General features: G+C 71.9%; 19 protein-coding genes. 6 read left to right on the top strand and 13 right to left on the bottom strand.

The features are described 5' to 3' along the window. Positions 1–5 precede the first annotated feature (5 nt). Positions 6–278: a hypothetical protein gene (locus VF139_18325; GenBank protein HEX6853360.1), complete on the bottom strand. Its 273-nt coding sequence runs from the start codon at positions 276–278 to the stop codon at positions 6–8. A 65-nt stretch (positions 279–343) separates the two neighbouring features. Then, complete coding sequence (locus VF139_18320) at positions 344–937, bottom strand: hypothetical protein (GenBank protein ID HEX6853359.1); 594 nt, start codon at positions 935–937, stop codon at positions 344–346. Here VF139_18320 and VF139_18315 point away from each other — a divergent pair. Beyond that, positions 936–2,399 (top strand): sigma 54-interacting transcriptional regulator, encoded by a 1,464-nt coding sequence (locus VF139_18315; GenBank protein HEX6853358.1) that lies wholly within the window; start codon positions 936–938, stop codon positions 2,397–2,399. The genes VF139_18320 and VF139_18315 overlap by 2 nt on opposite strands. Here VF139_18315 and VF139_18310 read toward each other — a convergent pair. The 5 genes from VF139_18310 to trxA are packed head-to-tail and all read right to left on the bottom strand — an operon-like array spanning position 2,356 to position 5,637. Then, on the bottom strand, positions 2,356–2,976 hold the full coding sequence (locus VF139_18310) for an HNH endonuclease (GenBank protein HEX6853357.1): 621 nt from the start codon (positions 2,974–2,976) through the stop codon (positions 2,356–2,358). The two genes, VF139_18315 and VF139_18310, sit on opposite strands and share 44 nt — an antisense overlap. Beyond that, complete coding sequence (locus tag VF139_18305; protein HEX6853356.1) at positions 2,966–4,093, bottom strand: D-alanine--D-alanine ligase family protein; 1,128 nt, start codon at positions 4,091–4,093, stop codon at positions 2,966–2,968. Before VF139_18305 ends, VF139_18310 begins: the two co-directional genes overlap by 11 nt. Further along, on the bottom strand, positions 4,090–4,557 hold the full coding sequence (locus VF139_18300; GenBank protein HEX6853355.1) for a TlpA disulfide reductase family protein: 468 nt from the start codon (positions 4,555–4,557) through the stop codon (positions 4,090–4,092). The genes VF139_18305 and VF139_18300 overlap by 4 nt, the downstream gene beginning before the upstream one ends. Then, entirely contained in the window at positions 4,554–5,315 is a 762-nt protein-coding gene (locus tag VF139_18295) for a cytochrome c biogenesis protein CcdA (protein ID HEX6853354.1), read from the bottom strand. The genes VF139_18300 and VF139_18295 overlap by 4 nt, the downstream gene beginning before the upstream one ends. A gap of 1 nt (position 5,316) precedes the next feature. Continuing rightward, on the bottom strand, positions 5,317–5,637 hold the full coding sequence (trxA, locus tag VF139_18290) for a thioredoxin (GenBank protein ID HEX6853353.1): 321 nt from the start codon (positions 5,635–5,637) through the stop codon (positions 5,317–5,319). An 83-nt stretch (positions 5,638–5,720) separates the two neighbouring features. Here trxA and VF139_18285 point away from each other — a divergent pair, with 83 nt between their 5' ends. From VF139_18285 to metG, 3 genes are read left to right on the top strand one after another with little or no spacing between them, the layout of a single operon-like run. Beyond that, on the top strand, positions 5,721–6,458 hold the full coding sequence (locus tag VF139_18285; protein ID HEX6853352.1) for an NAD-dependent deacylase: 738 nt from the start codon (positions 5,721–5,723) through the stop codon (positions 6,456–6,458). Continuing rightward, on the top strand, positions 6,458–7,726 hold the full coding sequence (gene larC / locus VF139_18280; GenBank protein ID HEX6853351.1) for a nickel pincer cofactor biosynthesis protein LarC: 1,269 nt from the start codon (positions 6,458–6,460) through the stop codon (positions 7,724–7,726). Before VF139_18285 ends, larC begins: the two co-directional genes overlap by 1 nt. Further along, the gene (gene metG, locus VF139_18275) at positions 7,723–9,651 is read left to right on the top strand and encodes a methionine--tRNA ligase (GenBank protein HEX6853350.1); all 1,929 of its coding nucleotides are present in this window, start codon (positions 7,723–7,725) and stop codon (positions 9,649–9,651) included. Before larC ends, metG begins: the two co-directional genes overlap by 4 nt. Positions 9,652–9,666: 15 nt before the next feature. Here the strand turns inward: metG and VF139_18270 are convergent, their stop codons facing one another. From VF139_18270 to rpmE, 6 genes are read right to left on the bottom strand one after another with little or no spacing between them, the layout of a single operon-like run. Beyond that, positions 9,667–9,945 (bottom strand): hypothetical protein, encoded by a 279-nt coding sequence (locus tag VF139_18270; GenBank protein HEX6853349.1) that lies wholly within the window; start codon positions 9,943–9,945, stop codon positions 9,667–9,669. A 14-nt stretch (positions 9,946–9,959) separates the two neighbouring features. Continuing rightward, positions 9,960–10,958, bottom strand: coding sequence for a phosphate acetyltransferase (pta, locus tag VF139_18265; protein HEX6853348.1), 999 nt, complete (start codon positions 10,956–10,958; stop codon positions 9,960–9,962). Further along, positions 10,955–12,178: a gephyrin-like molybdotransferase Glp gene (gene glp / locus VF139_18260; protein HEX6853347.1), complete on the bottom strand. Its 1,224-nt coding sequence runs from the start codon at positions 12,176–12,178 to the stop codon at positions 10,955–10,957. The genes pta and glp overlap by 4 nt, the downstream gene beginning before the upstream one ends. Continuing rightward, positions 12,166–13,005: a peptide chain release factor N(5)-glutamine methyltransferase gene (gene prmC, locus VF139_18255; protein HEX6853346.1), complete on the bottom strand. Its 840-nt coding sequence runs from the start codon at positions 13,003–13,005 to the stop codon at positions 12,166–12,168. The genes glp and prmC overlap by 13 nt, the downstream gene beginning before the upstream one ends. A 5-nt stretch (positions 13,006–13,010) precedes the next feature. After that, positions 13,011–14,096, bottom strand: coding sequence for a peptide chain release factor 1 (gene prfA / locus VF139_18250; GenBank protein ID HEX6853345.1), 1,086 nt, complete (start codon positions 14,094–14,096; stop codon positions 13,011–13,013). After that, positions 14,096–14,314, bottom strand: a complete 219-nt coding sequence (gene rpmE, locus VF139_18245; GenBank protein HEX6853344.1) for a 50S ribosomal protein L31 — start codon at positions 14,312–14,314, stop codon at positions 14,096–14,098. The genes prfA and rpmE overlap by 1 nt, the downstream gene beginning before the upstream one ends. Positions 14,315–14,566: 252 nt before the next feature. Between rpmE and VF139_18240 the strand changes: the two genes are divergently transcribed. Next, a complete protein-coding gene (locus VF139_18240; GenBank protein HEX6853343.1) occupies positions 14,567–15,160 on the top strand; it encodes a hypothetical protein in 594 nt (197 codons plus the stop codon). 183 nt (positions 15,161–15,343) lie between these two features. After that, positions 15,344–17,025: protein kinase (locus VF139_18235; protein HEX6853342.1), on the top strand; the 1,682-nt coding region annotated here is incomplete at its 3' end.

Raw genomic sequence — 17,025 nt, 5'->3', positions numbered from 1 at the left:
TCCTGTCAGACCGGTAAGTTGGGCGATCCGCCCCTCAGGATCAAGAGCAGCGCGATCGCCGCCCCCAGGAGCACCAGGAAGATCGCCAGGATCGACAACCCCGCGACGAGCAGGAACCGACCCGCCCCTTCGCGGCCGGAGAGGGCGTCGGAGAGCAGCGCGGCATGCAGCCGGGTCCCGATCAGCCCGAGGGCCAGGGCGATCCCCCCCGCGATCGCGTACAGCGCCGGCAGCGGCATGACCCCCGCGCCGGCGTACAGGACGAGCGGGGAGAGCAACGCGAGCGCCGTCGCCCAGAGCGGCAGCTCCAGCCAGGGACGGATCGTCCGTCCTGCGGCTCGCGTTATGGCAGAAGCTCCGCGCGACCGAGCGCGCGATCGACGTTCAGCCAGATCGGGCCCACTTCGAACGTCCCCGTCTCGAGTCCGGAGTGCCCCCAGGCCGTGCAAGGGTCGTCCTGCTTCATCGGCGTGCCGCAGGCCACCGGAACGACGGTGCCGTTGATCCGGACGTGGAAGCGGTAGGCCCAGGTGCCGCGATCGTTACGGATACGCAACCCCAGGCGGTTGTTCCCCTCCTTGAGCTTCGAGGTGACGTCGATCCACGATCCGCCCTCGCGCGCGTCCACGATCACCGCCTCCCCCTCGACCAGCAGGTCGGCGGCGTCGTCGGCGCGCACGTTGCGGATCTCGACCTTGAGGGGGGGCGCCACGGCCTCGAACGAGACCGTGGCGACGTCCGAGCGGAGGAGGCGCGTCCTGCCGGAGTCGGTCTCGACCACCACGGCGTCGGCGTCGACCGAGACGACCCGACCTTCGACTCGCGTTCCGTTGCGTCGGGTCACGACGTCGGCGCGAATGACGTCCGCCGCCGCCGCGACGAGCAAGCACACGGCGGCTGGGATCAGTCGGATGGCGAACGTCCGAGGAGGGTTCATGCGAGTGACGAGGGAGCATAGCCCGCACGACAACGGAGCGTCAATCGAGGCCCTGCGCTGGCTTCTCGCGATCGCCGCGGGTGCGGTCGGGGCGGAACGCGCCTTTCTCGTGCGGCGGCCGACGGAGGGTTCCCGGAGCGATCCAGAGGTCCTGGCGGCGTTCCCCTGGGCCGCGGGCGCCGACCCGGCCCCCAGCAGGACGCTGCTCTGGCGGGCGGTCGCGTCGTCGGGCGTCCTCTCCATCGACGATGCCTCCCGCGACGCGCGCCTCGCCGACTCCCCCTCGGTGAGGGCGCTCGAGATCCGCTCCGCGGTTTGCGTCCCGCTTCCACGCCGCTTCGGGGACGGCGCGGTCGTGCTCGACAGCCGCGCGACGCTCCCGCCGTCGCGCGAGGAGCGCACGCTGGTCGAGGCGTGCGCGGCGATCGCGGGCTTCGTGCTGCGCACGGGGCCGACCCCGCAGGCCGTTCCCCGCCCTCCGGCGCACCGAGCCCCCGCTCCGATCCGATTCGAAGCCCGCTCGTCGGCCTCCGCGACGGCGCTGGACGCCGCGCGCCGCCTCGGCGCCACCGAGCTTCCGGTTCTCATCCTCGGCGAGTCCGGGACCGGGAAGGAGCTGCTCGCCCGCGAGGTGCACGACGCCAGTCGCCGCGCACGAGGCCCGTTCATCGCGGTGAACGGCGCGGCCCTCCCCGACTCCCTCGTGGAATCCGAGTTGTTCGGCGCGGTGAAGGGGGCGTTCACCGGGGCCGACCGCGACCGGCCCGGCCTCGTCCGGGCGGCGCGAGGCGGCACGTTGTTCCTCGACGAGATCGGCGACCTTCCCCTGCCCGCGCAGGCGAAGCTCCTCCGGGTCCTTCAGGAGTCGTCCGTCCGGCCCGTCGGCGCGACCACGGAGGTGCACGTCGACGTTCGCGTGGTGGCGGCCACGCATCGCGATCTCCGCCGACGCGTCGCCGAAGGGCGCTTCCGCGAGGATCTCTTCCACAGGATCGCGTTCGGCGTCGTGGAAGTCCCTCCCCTCCGCCTGCGACTCGAGGAGCTTCGACACCTCGCCCCGCTGCTCGTCGAGCGGCTCGCCGCGCGTTACGGCCTCCTCGCCCGCCCCCTGGCCGCCTGCGCGATGCGGCGCCTGCTCGCCCACGACTGGCCGGGGAACGTGCGCGAGCTCGAGGCGGTCCTCGCGCGCGCCCTCGTCGCCGCACCCGACGGGACGATCACCGCCGGGGACCTCGAGCTCGCCGCTCCCGCCCCTGCGATCGCGACGCCAGGGGAAGGGCTCGAGGCGGCGATGATCCATCGTGCGCTCGCGGAGAGCGGAGGGGCGGTCGCATCCGCGGCGCGGCGCATCGGATGGACGCGCCAGAAGCTCTATCGCGCCATGCGGCGGCTTCGGCTCGAGCGCGTCCGGACGGCGGTCAGTCCGATTCCGGGGGATGCGCCGGGAGGAGGTCGTCGCTGAGCTCGACGTTCCAGTACGCGACGTCGAGGAAGGTCCGCCACTCGTCGTAGTGCGGCCCGATCCAGCCCGCCCGCAGGATCGGGTGCCCCGCGGGCCGCCGCGGCGTGCGCCGCAGCGTCATCCGCGCCTCGAGCGGCGTGCGGTTCCCCTTGCGGCTGTTGCAGGCGATGCAGGCGCAGACGACGTTCTCCCACGTCGACGCGCCGCCCCGCGACAGCGGCACGACGTGGTCGAGGTTCAGCTCCTGCTGCGCGAACACCCGGCCGCAGTACTGGCAGCGGTTCCGGTCGCGGTAGAAGATGTTCCGCCGCGTGAACCGCACCTCCCGCCGCGGAACGCGATCGTAGTGGAGCAGCTGGATCACGCGCGGGATCCGGATCGACCGGCGTGGCGTGTGGATCACGTCGTCGCCGGCCCCCGGCGGCAGATCACACCAATCGACGAAATCGTAGGTGGCGAAATCGGGCGCGACCGCTCTCGCCCGCCCGGCGTAGAAGAGCCGGAACGCCCGATGGACGGTCGTCACCTGAACCGCCTGGAAGACGCTGTTCAGGACCAGTACTGCGCTATCCGCCATGGCCTCCGCGACGCGTGGCCCGCCGCCGTTCGTCGTCCGCCCGCTCGAGCGCGAGTTCGATCAGTCGCTCGAGGAGGAGCGGATAGGCAAGCCCGGTCGCCTCCCACAACTTAGGATACATGCTGATCGGCGTGAACCCGGGAAGGGTGTTCACCTCGTTCACGAAGAGTTTGCCCGAGCCGTTCTCCAGAAAGAAGTCCACGCGGGCGAGCCCGGCGAGATCGAGGGCGCGGAACGCCTCGATCGCCAGCGTCCGCACCCGCTGCGCGGTGGCGGCGTCGAGGGGCGCCGGAATGCGCAGCGTCGACGCATTGTCGAGGTACTTGGCCGCGTAGTCGTAGAACTCGTTCGACGGCACGATCTCCCCGGGAACCGACGCTTCGGGCGAGCCGTTCCCCAGGACGGCGACCTCGATCTCCCGCACGTCGAGCCCCTGCTCGACGACGGCCGTGCGGTCGTGACGGAACGCTTCCTCGAGCGCGGCGTCGAGCTCCTGCGCGGCCTTCACCTTCGAGATCCCGACCGACGAGCCGCCGTTCGCGGGCTTCACGAAGACCGGCCACGCGGTCGCGGCCCCGACCGCCTCGCGCGCCGAGCGCGGATCGGACGACCAGGCGTCGCGGTCGATCGCGAGCCAGGGTCCGACCGGAAGGCCGTGCGCCTCGAAGACCTGCTTGGCGACCCGCTTGTCCATGCCGACCGCGGAGCCGAGGACCCCCGCGCCGACGTACGGGACCCCCGCGAGCTCCAGGAGGCCCTGGACCCTGCCGTCCTCCCCTCCCCATCCGTGCATGACCGAGAAGACGACGTCGATCGGGACGGAGCGCGTACCCTCCCCGTTCCCCTGCGCGACGAGGCCTCCCCCTCCGGGATCGACGACGATGCGCCCCCCCGGGTCCGGGGCGGGGGCCTCCACCCGCGGCGCCTTCGCGGCGAGAACCGCCGCACCGGCCTCGGGGAGGAGCCAGCGACCGTCCCCGGTCACGGCCAGGCAGACGCACTCGAACTTCGCCGCGTCGAGCGCGGCGGCGACCCCGCGCGCGCTGACCACCGACACCTCGTGCTCGACGGAGGCCCCGCCGAACAGGAGGCCGACCCTCTTTCTGCGTTCGCTCAACGGGACTCCTCCGCCGGCGGCTGCCCCGCGAGCAGCGCCTCGAGCCCGGCCTCGCCGAGCTCCTCGAGGGCTCCTCCCCTCCAGAGCTCGCGGCCGCCGGGTCCGAGGAGAATGTGGGTGGGAACGCCCGAGACGTCGAGTGCCCGAAGCCCGCGGCCCGCCGGATCCCACAGGAACCGCCCGGGGACGTGGTTTTCGTCGTGGAAACGGCGGAGGCGCTCGGCGCTCTGCCGCTCGGGAATCGCGAGAACCACGAGCCGGTACCCGTCCGCGCCGAAGCGGGCCTCCCACTCCGCGAGGCGATCGAGCTCGGCGACGCACGGGGGGCACCACGTCGCGAAGACCGCCACGTGCAGCACCCCCTGGTCCGGCGCGTCGAGACGCGCGGCGGCACCCCCGGAGACCTCCTGAACCTCGACGCCGGCGAACAGCGCGGCGCCGAGAAGGACCCCGGATCCGATCAAGCGCCGCCGCCGGAGGCGAGCGCCATCCCGACGGCCAGGTAGAGGAACCACGCGCCGATCAGGAGCATCGCGACGCCGAAACCCTTCTTGATGCGGTCCATCCATGCGCCCGCGCGAGGCAGACTCGAGAGCATCCCCGAGAAGATGCCCAGCAGGAGCAGGAGCATCCCGAGCCCCAGCGCGAACACGAAGAGGAGCAGGCTCCCGCGGACGACGTTGCGGGTCGTCGAGACCCACGTCAGCAGCAGCCCGAGCACCGGTGCCGTACACGGCGCGGCGACGAAACCCGCGGCGACGCCCATCAGGAGCGCGCCGAGGACCCCGCCTTTCCGGACTCCCTGCCGCTGCAGGCCGCCGAAGAACGCCGGCACGCGGAGGGTGACGATGTCGAGCATCGCCACGCCGAAGCCCACGATGAGCAGGCCGACCGCACCGTAGACCCACGGGTTGCGCGTCCAGTCGCCGAACGTCTTCCCGATCAGCGCCGCGACCACGCCGAGTGCGGCGTAGATCAGCGCCATCCCGAGCACGTACACCGAGGAGAGCAGCACCGCGCGCCGCCGATTGCCGCCGGCGGCCCCTCCGATGAACGTCACCGTCACCGGGATCATCGGGTAGACGCAAGGCGTGAAGCTCGTCAGCACCCCGGCGAGGAACACCACGAAGAACGCGGCCGCGGATCCGGCGTCGAGCTGCGACTGCAGCGTCTCGCTGAGGGCGTACCCCCACTCGTTGATGCGCTCGAGGAGAGCGTGCACGTCACAACACCCGCGCCAGCTTGTCCGCGAGCTGCTGCCGGGAGAGGACGCCCATGTGCTGGTCGCGCACCTGCCCGTCGCGGAAGAAGATGAGCGTCGGAACCGACATCACCGCGAACTTCGCCGCGGTCGCCGGCGACTGGTCGACGTCGACCTTCACCACCTTGACGCGCCCGGCGAACTCCGAGGCGAACGCGTGCACGACCGGCTCGAGCTTCTTGCAGGGCGCGCACCACGTGGCGGAGAAATCGACGAGGACCGGCCCCGCGGCCTGGAGGACCTCGGCGGCGAAATTCTGATCGGTGGCGTTGTGGACACTCATGGGAAATCGGCTCCTTTCGCGCCCGAAGTGTAGCAAGCTTCCGATGGCGGCGCGTTTCCGCGCGGATGGTACGATGCCGCGCCATGCCGCGCTTTTCCTTCTCGCAGACGCTTCGGAGCCGGTTGGAGTCGGGCGGTCCGGTGCTCGTCCTCACCGGGGCCGGGGTGTCCGCCGAGAGCGGTCTCGCGACGTTCCGCGGCCCGGGCGGTCTGTGGGAGGGTCGCCCCGCCCGGGAGCTCGCGACCCCGCAGGCGTTCCGGGCGAATCCCCTGGAGGTGTGGCGCTTCTACGACTGGCGGCGGGCCGAGGCCGCCAAGGCCGAGCCGAACCCCGGGCATCGGGCGATCGCCCGCCTGCAGCTCGAGCGCGCGAACGTGGCGCTGGTGACGCAGAACGTCGACGGCCTGCACCAGCGGGCGGGGAGCCGCGAGGTGGTCGAGCTGCACGGGAGCCTGTGGACCCTGCGATGCACGCGCGAGGGGCGCGAGCGCGTCGATTCCACCGCCCCGTTCCCGACGCTCCCCCCCCGCTGCGAGTGCGGCGCGACGCTGCGCCCCGGAGTCGTCTGGTTCGGCGAGAGCCTCCCGGTCGACGCCTTCGAGCGCGCGCGCGCGCTCGCGGCCTGCGCGTCGCTGGTGCTCGTGGTGGGCACGTCGTCGCTGGTCTATCCGGCGGCCGAGCTCCCGCGCCTGGCGCGCTCCCGCGGCGCTTGGGTCGTCGAGGTCAATCCCGAGAACACCGCGCTCACCCCCGACGTCGACGAACACGTCGAGGGTCCTTCGGGCCGGGTCCTGCCCGCCCTGTTGTTCGAGGCCGCCTGATGTCGCACGGATCGCGCGAGCGCGTGGTGTGGATCGACGCCGTCGCGGGCGCCTCCGGGGACATGTTGCTCGGAGCGCTCGTGCACGCCGGCGTTCCGGTCGAGGTGCTCCGCGGCGCCGTCGCCGCGCTCCCGCTTTCGGGCTGGACCCTCGAGGCGCGACGGGTGATCCGCGGCGGGGTGGCGGCGACCAAGGTGGACGTCTCCGTCTCGGGCGGCCCCCCCGACGCCCACGTCGTCCGGCCCGCCGACGGCCCCGGACCCTTCCACGACGAGCATCACGGACGGTCCCGCCGGGAGATCCTCGAGATCCTCGACGGAGGATCCCTCGCGGCCCCGGTCCGCGACCGCGCGACGAAGGTCTTCGACCGCCTGTTCGAGGCCGAGGCACGGGCGCACGGCCTCGACGTCGATGCGGTCCACCTGCACGAAGCCGGGGCGACCGACGCCGTCGTCGACATCGTCGGGACCTGCGCCGGCATCGTCCACCTCGCCCCCGACCGCGTGATCGTCTCCCCCGTCACGACCGGCTGGGGCACCGTCGAATGCGCCCACGGCACGTACCCCGTCCCCGGCCCCGCGACGGCGTACCTGCTGCGCGGCGTGCCGCTGTCCGGCGTCGACGCGAAAGGCGAGCGCCTGACCCCCACCGGGGCCGCGCTGCTCACCACGCTCGCGACCGGGTGGGGCGCGCTCCCCGCGATGGTCCCGACGGCGGTCGGATACGGAGCCGGGACGCGGGACTTCCCCGAGCGGCCGAACTGCGTGCGCCTGATCGTAGGCGAGGCGGAGGCGGGCTCGCGATCGCTTCCCGGCGAGGGGGACGTGCTCGTCGTGGAGTGCACGATCGACGACGCGACTCCTCAGGCGCTCGCCTACGCGCTCGAGCGCGCGCTCGCGGCGGGCGCCCTCGAGGCCTTCACGACGCCGGTCGTCATGAAGAAGGGGCGCGCGGGACATCTGCTGACGCTGCTCGCCCGACCGGAGCGATTCGAGGCGGTCACCGAGTCCGTGCTGCGCGAAACGACGACGATCGGCGTGCGTTTCCGCCGCGAGGGTCGCGTCGAGCTCGAGCGGAGCGTCACCGCCGTGCAGACGGCCTACGGACCGATCCGGGTCAAGGCGGCGGGACGGGACGGCGTCGCCTGGCACGCGTGGCCCGAATACGAGGACTGCGCCGAGGCGGCACGCCGCTCGGGAGCGAGCCTACTCGACGTGCAGCAGGCGGCGCTCGCCGCGTTCCGGGGAACGGGGAAGGACGCACGATGAGCGGCAGGAGACCCTTCTACCTCACGACTCCGATCTATTACGTGAACGACGAGCCGCACCTCGGCCACACGTACACGACGGTCGTGGCGGACGCGATCGCGCGCTACCGGCGCGCGACGGGTTGGGACGTGCGCTTCCTCACCGGGACCGACGAACACGGCCAGAAGATCGAGCGCGCCGCCGCCAAGCTCGGGATCCGGCCGATCGAGCTGGCCGACCGCGTCGTCGGTCGCTACCACGAGCTCTGGAGAGTTCTCGCGATCTCCCACGACGACTTCATCCGCACCACCCAGGACCGGCACCGCCTCACCGTGCACGCGATCCTGTCGCGGATGCAGGCCGCCGGCGACGTCTACCTCGGCAGCTACGAGGGCTGGTACTGCAGCGGCTGCGAGGCCTTCTACCCCGAAAGCCAGATCGTGGACGGGAAGTGCCCCGACCAGGGGCACCCCGTCGAGCTGCTCAGCGAGCGCTCCTACTTCTTCCGCCTGTCGAAGTACCAGCAGCCGCTGCTGGACCTGTACGCCTCCCGCCCCGAATTCGTGCGTCCGGCCTCGCGGCGCAACGAGATCCTCGCGTTCGTCGAGGGAGGCCTCAAGGACCTCAGCATCAGCCGCACGTCGCTCAAGTGGGGGATTCCCTGGCCCGGCGATCCCGAGCACGTCGTGTACGTCTGGCTCGACGCCCTCTCGAATTACGTCAGCGCGCTCGGGCTCGGCTCGTCCGACGACGCGCTCTACCGGAGCTACTGGCCGGCGCAGGTCCACCTCATCGGAAAGGACATCCTCCGCTTCCACGCGGTCTACTGGCCCGCGTTCCTGATGTCCGCGGGCCTCCCCCTGCCGGAATGCGTCTTCGCGCACGGGTGGTGGCTGAAGGACGACGCGAAGATGTCGAAGTCGCTGGGAAACGTCGTCCGCCCCGGCCCCCTCCTCGAGGCCTTCGGAGCCGACGGCCTGCGCCACTTCCTCCTCCGCGAGATGACCTTCGGCCTCGACGGCTCGTACTCCGACGAGCAGCTGCTCGACCGCTACAACGGCGACCTCGCCAACGGCCTGGGAAACCTGACGAGCCGGATCCTGGCGCTGCTCGAGACGGGGTTCGCCTCGACGCTCCCCGCCCCCTCCGCCCGACCGGAGGCGAACGAGCTCGAGGCGGCGGCGGCCGAGGCGCACGCGGGATGGCGTCGCGGGTTCGACGGGTACGACTTCAGCGCGGCGCTCGCGTCGGTCTGGAAGCTCGCCGGCGAGCTCGACCGTTTCCTCGTCCGGCACGCCCCGTGGGCCCTCGCCAAGGATCCCTCCCAGCGCGACCGTCACGCCGCGGTGATGCGCGGGGCCGCGGAGGCCCTCTTCCAGGTCGCCTCGATGGCGTCGTGCGTGATGCCCGCGGCCTGCTCCGAGATCGCCTCCCGTCTCGGGGCGACGATCCCCGACGACCTCTCGGACTTCCGGTGGGGACTCCTCCCCGCCGAAGGGAAGATCCGGCGCGGCGACGCGTTGTTCGCCCGCGTCGACAAGGCCGCCTATTTCCAGCAGGAGACCAAGACCGTGACCGAGCCCACGCCGACTCCCGCCCCCACCCCGGCGCCCGCGGAAGACTCCCGGATCTCCATCGACGACTTCCTGAAGGTGGAGCTTCGGGTCGGGAAGGTCCTCGAAGCCGAGAAGGTCGAGGGGGCCGACAAGCTCCTGAAGCTGCGCGTGGATCTCGGCACCGAGACGCGCCAGATCGTCGCCGGGATCGCGAAGGCCTACGCTCCCGAGCAGCTCGTCGGCCGGAAGATCATCGTCGTCGCGAACCTGAAGCCCGCGAAGCTGCGCGGGATCGAGAGCCAGGGGATGCTGCTCGCGGCCGATCTCGGCGGGCGGCCGATCGTCGCGACGTTCGACGAGGACGTGGAGCCGGGAACCCGCGTGCGTTAGCGGCGGGGGTCGCTTCTACCGCGCGGGGTCCTCGTACAGGTACCGGACGTGGACCTTACGAATGAAGACGTTCGGCCCGGCCTCCGGGTCGCGGTTGATCTTCAGCATGTCGCGGTCGTAATACTCGACCCAGCCGGAGAACGACTCGCCGTCGTCGAGCACGACGGTCACGCGGGCCTTCGAGTCCTTCAGCTGCAGCAGGTACTTGGCCTCCTCCCCCGTGGTGTCGGGAGGAGGCGTCCGCTTCGGCGGCGGCGGAAGCCGGATACCCTCGGGCGATCGATCATCCGTCATGGCCGGCGATTCTATCAGCGTCCCGCCGCCTGGAGGGAGGTGATCGCCGCGACGAGCACGATGTCGTCGGCGGTGCACCCCCGGGAGAGGTCGTTCGCCGGCCGGGAGAGCCCCTGGAGGAACGGGCCGGCGGCGACGGCCCCCCCGAACCGCTGGGCGATCTTGTAGCCGATGTTCCCCGCGTCGAGGTTCGGGAAGATCAGGACGTTCGCCCGTCCCGCCACGACGCTTCCGGGTGCCTTCGACGCCCCGATCGCGGGGATCACGGCGGCGTCGAACTGCAGCTCGGCCTCGAAGGCGAGCCCCGGCGCCCGCTCGGCGAGGATGCGACCGGCCTGCCGGACCTTCTCCACGGCCTCGTGCTCGGCGCTGCCCTTGGTCGAGAACGACAGGAGGGCGACGCGGGGCTCCCGTCCGGTCAGCCCACGGTAGCTCGCGGCGGTGGCCGCGGCGATGTCGGCGAGCTGTCCGGCGTCGGGGTACGGAACCAGGGCGCAATCGGCGAACGCGACGACGTCCTCCCCCGCCGGCGTGGCCTCGCGCAACCCCATGAGGAAGAACGACGAGACGACCGACACCCCCGGCGCGGGGCGCAGGATGCGCAGCGCCATCCGCAGCGTGTCCGCCGTCGTGTGCACCGCCCCGGAGACGCAACCCGCGGCGACCCCCGCGCGCACCAGCGCGTCGGCGAACCCTACGGGGTCCTCGATCCAGGAGAGGGCGGCTTCCGGGGTGTGGCGCGTCCGCGCAACCGCCTCCAGCACGGCGGCGCGAGCCGCGGCGCGATGCTCGGACGTCGCAGGATCCACGACGACGACGCCGGCGAGATCGACCCCCTCGGCGCGCGCCCTCGTGGAGATGCGGTCGGCGTCGCCGACGAGCATCGGGACGACGATCCGCTCCGCCGCGAGCCGGGCGGCCGCGCGAAGCGTCCGGGGATCCTCCGCTTCGGGAAGGGCGATCACGCGCGGCACGGCGCGTGCGGCATCGACGAGGCGATCGAAGGGACTCATCGTCGGAATTCCCCCCAGAGGAGGGCGTCGACCTCGACGCCCGCCTCGAGTGCGTCCTTCGCTCCGGGAACGATCAGGAAGGCGTTCGCCCGCGAAAGCGACACCACGTCGCCGCTGCTCATGGACTTCACGGGATCGGCGTACGCGCGCCCCCCCTCGAACACCAGGCGCGCCAGGGCGTACGTGAGCCGACCGGGCCTGCGGCGCAGCCGCTCCCGGAGGATCGCGCGCACCTCGAGCCCGTCGGTCGCCGTCGCACCCGCCATCCTCCGGAGAGCCGGCGCCACGAGGACCTCGAATCCGGTGAAGGCGGAAAGCGGGTTGCCCGGAAGCCCCACGACGATGCCGCCGGAGGAACGCGCCGCGAGGATCGGTTTTCCCGGCTTCATCGCGACGCCGTGGAAGAGGGTCGTCGCCCCCGCCGCCTCGAGGCGGCGCGCGACGAGGTCGTAGTCGCCCACGGAGACGCCTCCGGTCACCAGGAGCAGGTCGTGATCGAGTCCCCGCGCGAGCTTCGCGTCCAGCGCGTCGGGGGAATCTCCCGCGTTCCCGAGCGGGACCGGCTCGATCGCCATCGCCCGCAGCCGCGCGGCGAGCATCGGGGCATTCGAGTTGCGGATCTGGTGCGGCTCGGGGGTCTCCCCCGCCTCGACGAGCTCGTCGCCCGTGGACAGGATCGCGACGGTCGGCGCGCGGTGGACGCGCACGCGCGCCGCCCCGACCGAGGCCAGGGCGGCGACCTCCGCCGGCCCGACCACGCATCCTGCCCGGAGGATTCGCTCTCCCGCACGCACGTCCTCGCCGCGGCGGCGAATGTTCTGCCCGGCGGACGGCGCCTCGCGCACGAGGAGGGTCCCGGTCCCGCGATCCTCCTCGGTCAGCTCGACCATGACGACCGCATCCGCCCCCTCGGGAACGACGCCGCCGGTGAAGATGCGCCACGCCTCCCCCGGAGCCACGCGGACACCGGCGGCGCTCGATCCCGCCCGGAGCTCTCCCGCCACGCGAAGCCGGCGCCCCGCCTCGAGGAGGTCGGCGCAGCGGACGGCGAAGCCGTCCATGGCCGAGCGATCCGTGGCGGGGACGTCCCGGTCGGCCGCGACGTCGGCGGCGAGCGCGCGCCCGAGCGCGGCGTCGAGCGGGACGTCGGCCGCGGGGGTCGACGCCACCGCGTCGAGCAGGAGACGCCTCGCCTCGGCGACCTCGATCAGGGAAGCCATGCGATCAGGATACGCGCGATGCCCCGGGGATCCGGCCGGATCGTGACCGCGGTCAGGCCCGCCTCGAGCGCGGCGCGTTCCGCCCCGGCGGCGTTGGTGTGGCCGAGCTCCGCGACGAGCCTTCCCCCGCGCCGCAGAAGCGCCGCCGCCGCGACCGCGAGCCGGGGATACGCTTCGTCTCCCGTCGGCCCCGGCGCAAGCGCCAGTTTCGGCTCGTGGTCCCGGACCTCGGGTTCGAGGCCCGCCCACTCCCCCTCCGCCACGTACGGCGGGTTCGAGACGACGAGGTCGCAGCGCGAGCGCCATTCCGCGGGCGGATCGGCGAGATCGCCGTGCACGAACGCGATCCGATCGTCGACGTCGTGCCGGCGCGCGTTCGCGCGCGCCACCTCGAGGGCGTCCGCGGAGAGGTCCACCGCGAGAACGGTCGCATCCGGCCGCTCGACGGCGATCGACACCGCGATGCAGCCGCTCCCCGTGCCGAGGTCGGCGACCGCCGCCCCCGCCGGCAACCCCTCGAGCGCCGCGTCGACGACGAGCTCGGTCTCGGGGCGCGGCACCAGCACGCGTCGGTCCACGGCGAACGGCCGGCCGCGGAACTCCGCCACCCCCTCGATGTACTGGAGCGGCTCCCGTCGCTCGCGCCGCGCGATCGCCGCGTCGAGGCGCCGCCGCGTCGGATCGTCGATCGGATCGGGCCGGCGCGCGAGGAGCGCGCCGCGCGTGCAGCCGAGGACGGCCGCCACGAGGAACTCCGCCTCACGGTTCGGGAAGGGCACGCGGGCGCGCTCGAGCCGGCGTTTCGCCTCGGCGAGCGCTTCCCCCACCGTCGTCAGGCGCGGACCTCCTCCTTCAGCCGCACCGCCTGCTCGTGCGCGACGAGGGCGTCGATCACGTCGCCGATCTCCCCGCCCATGCGGCTGGGGAGGTCGTGCACGGTGAGCCCGATGCGGTGATCGGTGATGCGGTCCTGGGGGAAGTTGTAGGTGCGGATCTTCTCGGAGCGGTCTCCCGAGCCGATCATGACGCGCCTTTCGGCGGCGATCTTCTCCTGCTGCTCGCGCAGCATCCGCTCGTACAGGCGCGCACGCAGCACCTGCAGCGCCCGGGCCTTGTTTTTGTGCCACGACTTCTCGTCCTGGCACTGCACGACCGTGTTCGTCGGCAGGTGCGTGATGCGCACCGCCGAATACGTCGTGTTCACGCTCTGCCCGCCGGGTCCCGACGAGCAGAAGGTGTCGATGCGCAGCTCCTTCTCGTCGATGTGCACTTCGACGTCGTCCGCCTCGGGCAGGACCGCGACCGTGACGGCGGAGGTGTGGATGCGCCCCTGCGTCTCCGTCTGCGGAACCCGCTGCACGCGGTGCACCCCGCTTTCGTACTTGAGCCGGCTGAAGACCCGCGTCCCCTCGATGATCGCGATGACTTCCTTGATCCCGCCGACCGCGCTCTCGGAGAGGTCGCTCGTCTCGACCTTCCAGCCGTTCGACTCGGCGTATCTCGCGTACATCCGGAACAGCTCCGCGGCGAACAGCGTCGCCTCGTCGCCGCCGGTGCCCGCGCGGATCTCGAGCACGACGTTCTTGGCGTCGTTGGGGTCGGACGGGAGGAGCAGAACCTTCAGCTCCTCCTCGAGGGCCGTCAGGCGCGTCTCGAGCTCGCGGACCTCCTCGGTGGCCATCGCGCGCATCTCCGCGTCGTCGGCGGAGGCGAGGAGGTCCCGCGCTCCCTGGAAGTCGCCGCGGAGCTTGTCGTACTCGCGGTATTTCCCGACCACCGGCCCGAGGTCCGCGTACGCCTTGCTGGCCTCGCGGAAGCGCGTGCGGTCCGAGACGACCTCGGGATCCGCGAGCGACCGCGAAAGCTCCTCGTGCTTGGCGACGAGGCCGCGCAGTCGCTCTTCGAGCTTGGGTTCCATCAGTTCGAGGCCTTGGCCTCGCCCTTGGTGTACCGCTTCTGGAAACGCTCGACGCGCCCGGCGGAGTCGACCAGCTTCTGCTTCCCGGTGAAGAAGGGGTGGCAGGCGGAGCAGATCTCGACGCGCATTTCCTTCTTGGTCGAGCGGGTGGGGAACGTGTTGCCGCACGCGCAGACGACCGTGACGTCGTGGTATTCGGGGTGGATCTGGGCCTTCATCGACGTAACCTCATGATCTTCCGGGGTTTGAACCGCGGGATTCTAGCGGAATCGCCGGATTCGGCGCAACGGCCCGGGCCTCGGTGGGATGGGGCGCGGTTTCCCCATGCGAGGGAAAGGGCTCCCCCGGTCCGTGTCGATTCCACACCCGTGTGCGGCTCGCATTCCTTTAATTCCTTCGCGAACTGACGGGACGGCGCCGGAATTCGTCGTGGCAACCCTCTTGCCGGGGGTCTGACGCGGAGGTGCCCCATGAACCGACTCGTGTTCGCCACTCCGTGCCTGGCCCTGCTCGCGCTGACCGGCTGCTCGCAGGCCCCGGTCAAGGAGATCGATGCCGCGAAGGCCTCCCTCGAGGCCGCCCGTCAGGCCCAGGCCCCCGACTACGCCCCCGACGCCTGGAACACCGCCACCGGAACGGAGGCGGCCCTCGAAGCCGAGCTCAAGGCGCAGGAACAGAAGGTCGCCCTCTTCCGCTCCTACGACCGGGTGACGGCCCTCGCGGCGGAGCTCGACCGGGCCGGACAGGCCGCCTCCCAAGAGGCGGTCGCGAAGAAGGAGTCGATGAAGACCGAGGTCGCCGCCCTGCTCGACAGGGCCGCCGCGGAAATCGCCTCCGCCCAGAAGGCCGTCGCCGAAGCGCCGCGCGGGAAGGGAACCGAGGCCGATCTGGCCGGCCTCAGGACCGACGCCGCCAGCCTCGACGCGCAGCTCAAGGAGGCGCGCACCGCCTTCGACGCCGGGGACTTCGTCTCCGCGAAGGCGAAGGCCGACGCGGTGATCGATGCAGCCACCCGGATGCGCGACGAGATCGAGCGGGCGCGCGCGGCGCGGCGCGTCTCGTAGTCCGGGAAGCCCGTCGGATTTTTCGGCGACGCGGGGGTCCGAACCCGGTACCGTGCAGGAGGGGTTCGGACCCCTGTGTCGCCGTCCGGACGGCGCTAGAATCGAGGCGTTCGCGGGCCCCGCGATCCGAGGTCGTTCGGGAAGGAGGATTCCTCCGTGCGACCGGCGTGGGATACGTCGCCTGTGTTCCCGCTGCCCACGGGCTCCCCCGAGCCGGGGAGCACGGTTTCCCACTACCGTATCCTCGAGCGCATCGCCGCGGGCGGCATGGGTGTCGTCTACAAGGCGAGGGACCTCAAGCTCGACCGCCTCGTCGCCCTCAAGCTCCTCGACCCCGAGAAGGCCGCCGATCCCGCGCGCCAGCGACGTTTCCTGCAGGAGGCCCGCGCCGCCTCCGCCCTGAATCACCCAGGCATCGTGACGGTGTACGAAGTCGACGTCGTCGACGACCGCCAGTTGATCGCGATGGAGCTTCTCCACGGGGCCACCCTGCACGACCGCATCGCCGACTGGCCGCTCGCGATCGACGAGGTCCTCGACCTCGGACAGCAGGTCGCCGACGCGCTCGAGGCCGCCCACGGCAAGGGGCTCCTTCACCGCGACATCAAGCCGGCGAACATCCTGGTCACCGACGCCGGCCAGGCGAAGATCCTCGACTTCGGCCTCGCGAAGTCCATCGCGCTCGGGCCCAACGCACCGACGGCTCACGACACCCGGGCGTCGCCGCTCACCGTCGACGGCGCGACCGTAGGCACCCTCGGGTACATGTCCCCCGAGCAGGCCCGCGGCGAGGCGCTCGACACGCGCAGCGATCTCTTCTCGCTGGGTGCGGTCGTCTACGAGATGACGACCGGCCGGCCCGCCTTCGACGGCGAGACCCCGGCGGTCGTGTACGACCGACTGCTGCATCAAGAGCCCACGCCCGTCGCCGAGCTCAACCCCGCCGCACCGCCGGGGTTGGCTGCGGTCATCGCGAAGGCCCTTCAGAAGTCCCCCGCGCACCGCTATGCCTCCGCCGCCGAGCTCCGGGACGACCTGCGGGAACTCCGGCGCGGCCTGGAGCCGATCGTCGCGCCGCCGTTGCCCCAGCCGCGCCCCACAGGGCGCGGGCGGGCCTGGATCTGGATCGCGACGCCGGCCGCCGTCGCCGCCGCCGCTCTCGCGCTCGGGTGGCTCCTGGCTCCCGCCCCGATCGAGTCGATCGCGGTCCTCCCGCTCGAGAACCTCTCGGGCGATCCTGCGAACGAGTACTTCGCCGACGGCATGACGGAGGCGCTGATCACCGACCTCGGCCGAGTCGGCTCGCTGCGGGTGATCGCGCGCCACTCCGTGATGCGGTTCAAGGGGTCGAAGGAGCCGCTCCCCGCCATCGCACGGCAGTTGAAGGTCGACGCCCTGCTCCTGGGCTCGGTCACCCCCGCAGGGGACCGCGTGGCGGTAACGCTGCAACTCGTCGGCACGAAGGACGAGCGAACGTTGTGGTCGGAGCGGTTCGATCGAAGCACTCGCGACATTCTCGTAGTGCAGAGCGAGGTCGCGCGGTCGGTGGCGTCCGAGGTCCGCGCGACGCTCTCTCCGCAGGAGGAGGAGCAGATCGCCGAGCGCCGGCCCGTCGATCCGGAGGCGTACCGGTCGTATCTGGAAGGGAGGTACTTCTACTGGCAGATGACCCCGGCGTCGATCGAGCGGGCGCTCGCGCTGTTCGACCGGGCGATCCGGCTGGATCCCGAATTCGCCCACGCCCACGCGGCCCGCGTCGAGCTGCTCGACCTCAAGACCCAGGTCGACTCGCTTCCGATGGGCACCTTCGTGGAAGCGATGCGCGCCTCCGCCGCACGAGCCATCGAGCTCGACCCCGCCCTCGC

This window comes from Candidatus Polarisedimenticolaceae bacterium (assembly GCA_036376135.1).
Taxonomy (GTDB): Bacteria; Acidobacteriota; Polarisedimenticolia; order Polarisedimenticolales; family DASRJG01; genus DASVAW01.
This window is presented reverse-complemented; position numbering and strand designations above follow the sequence as displayed.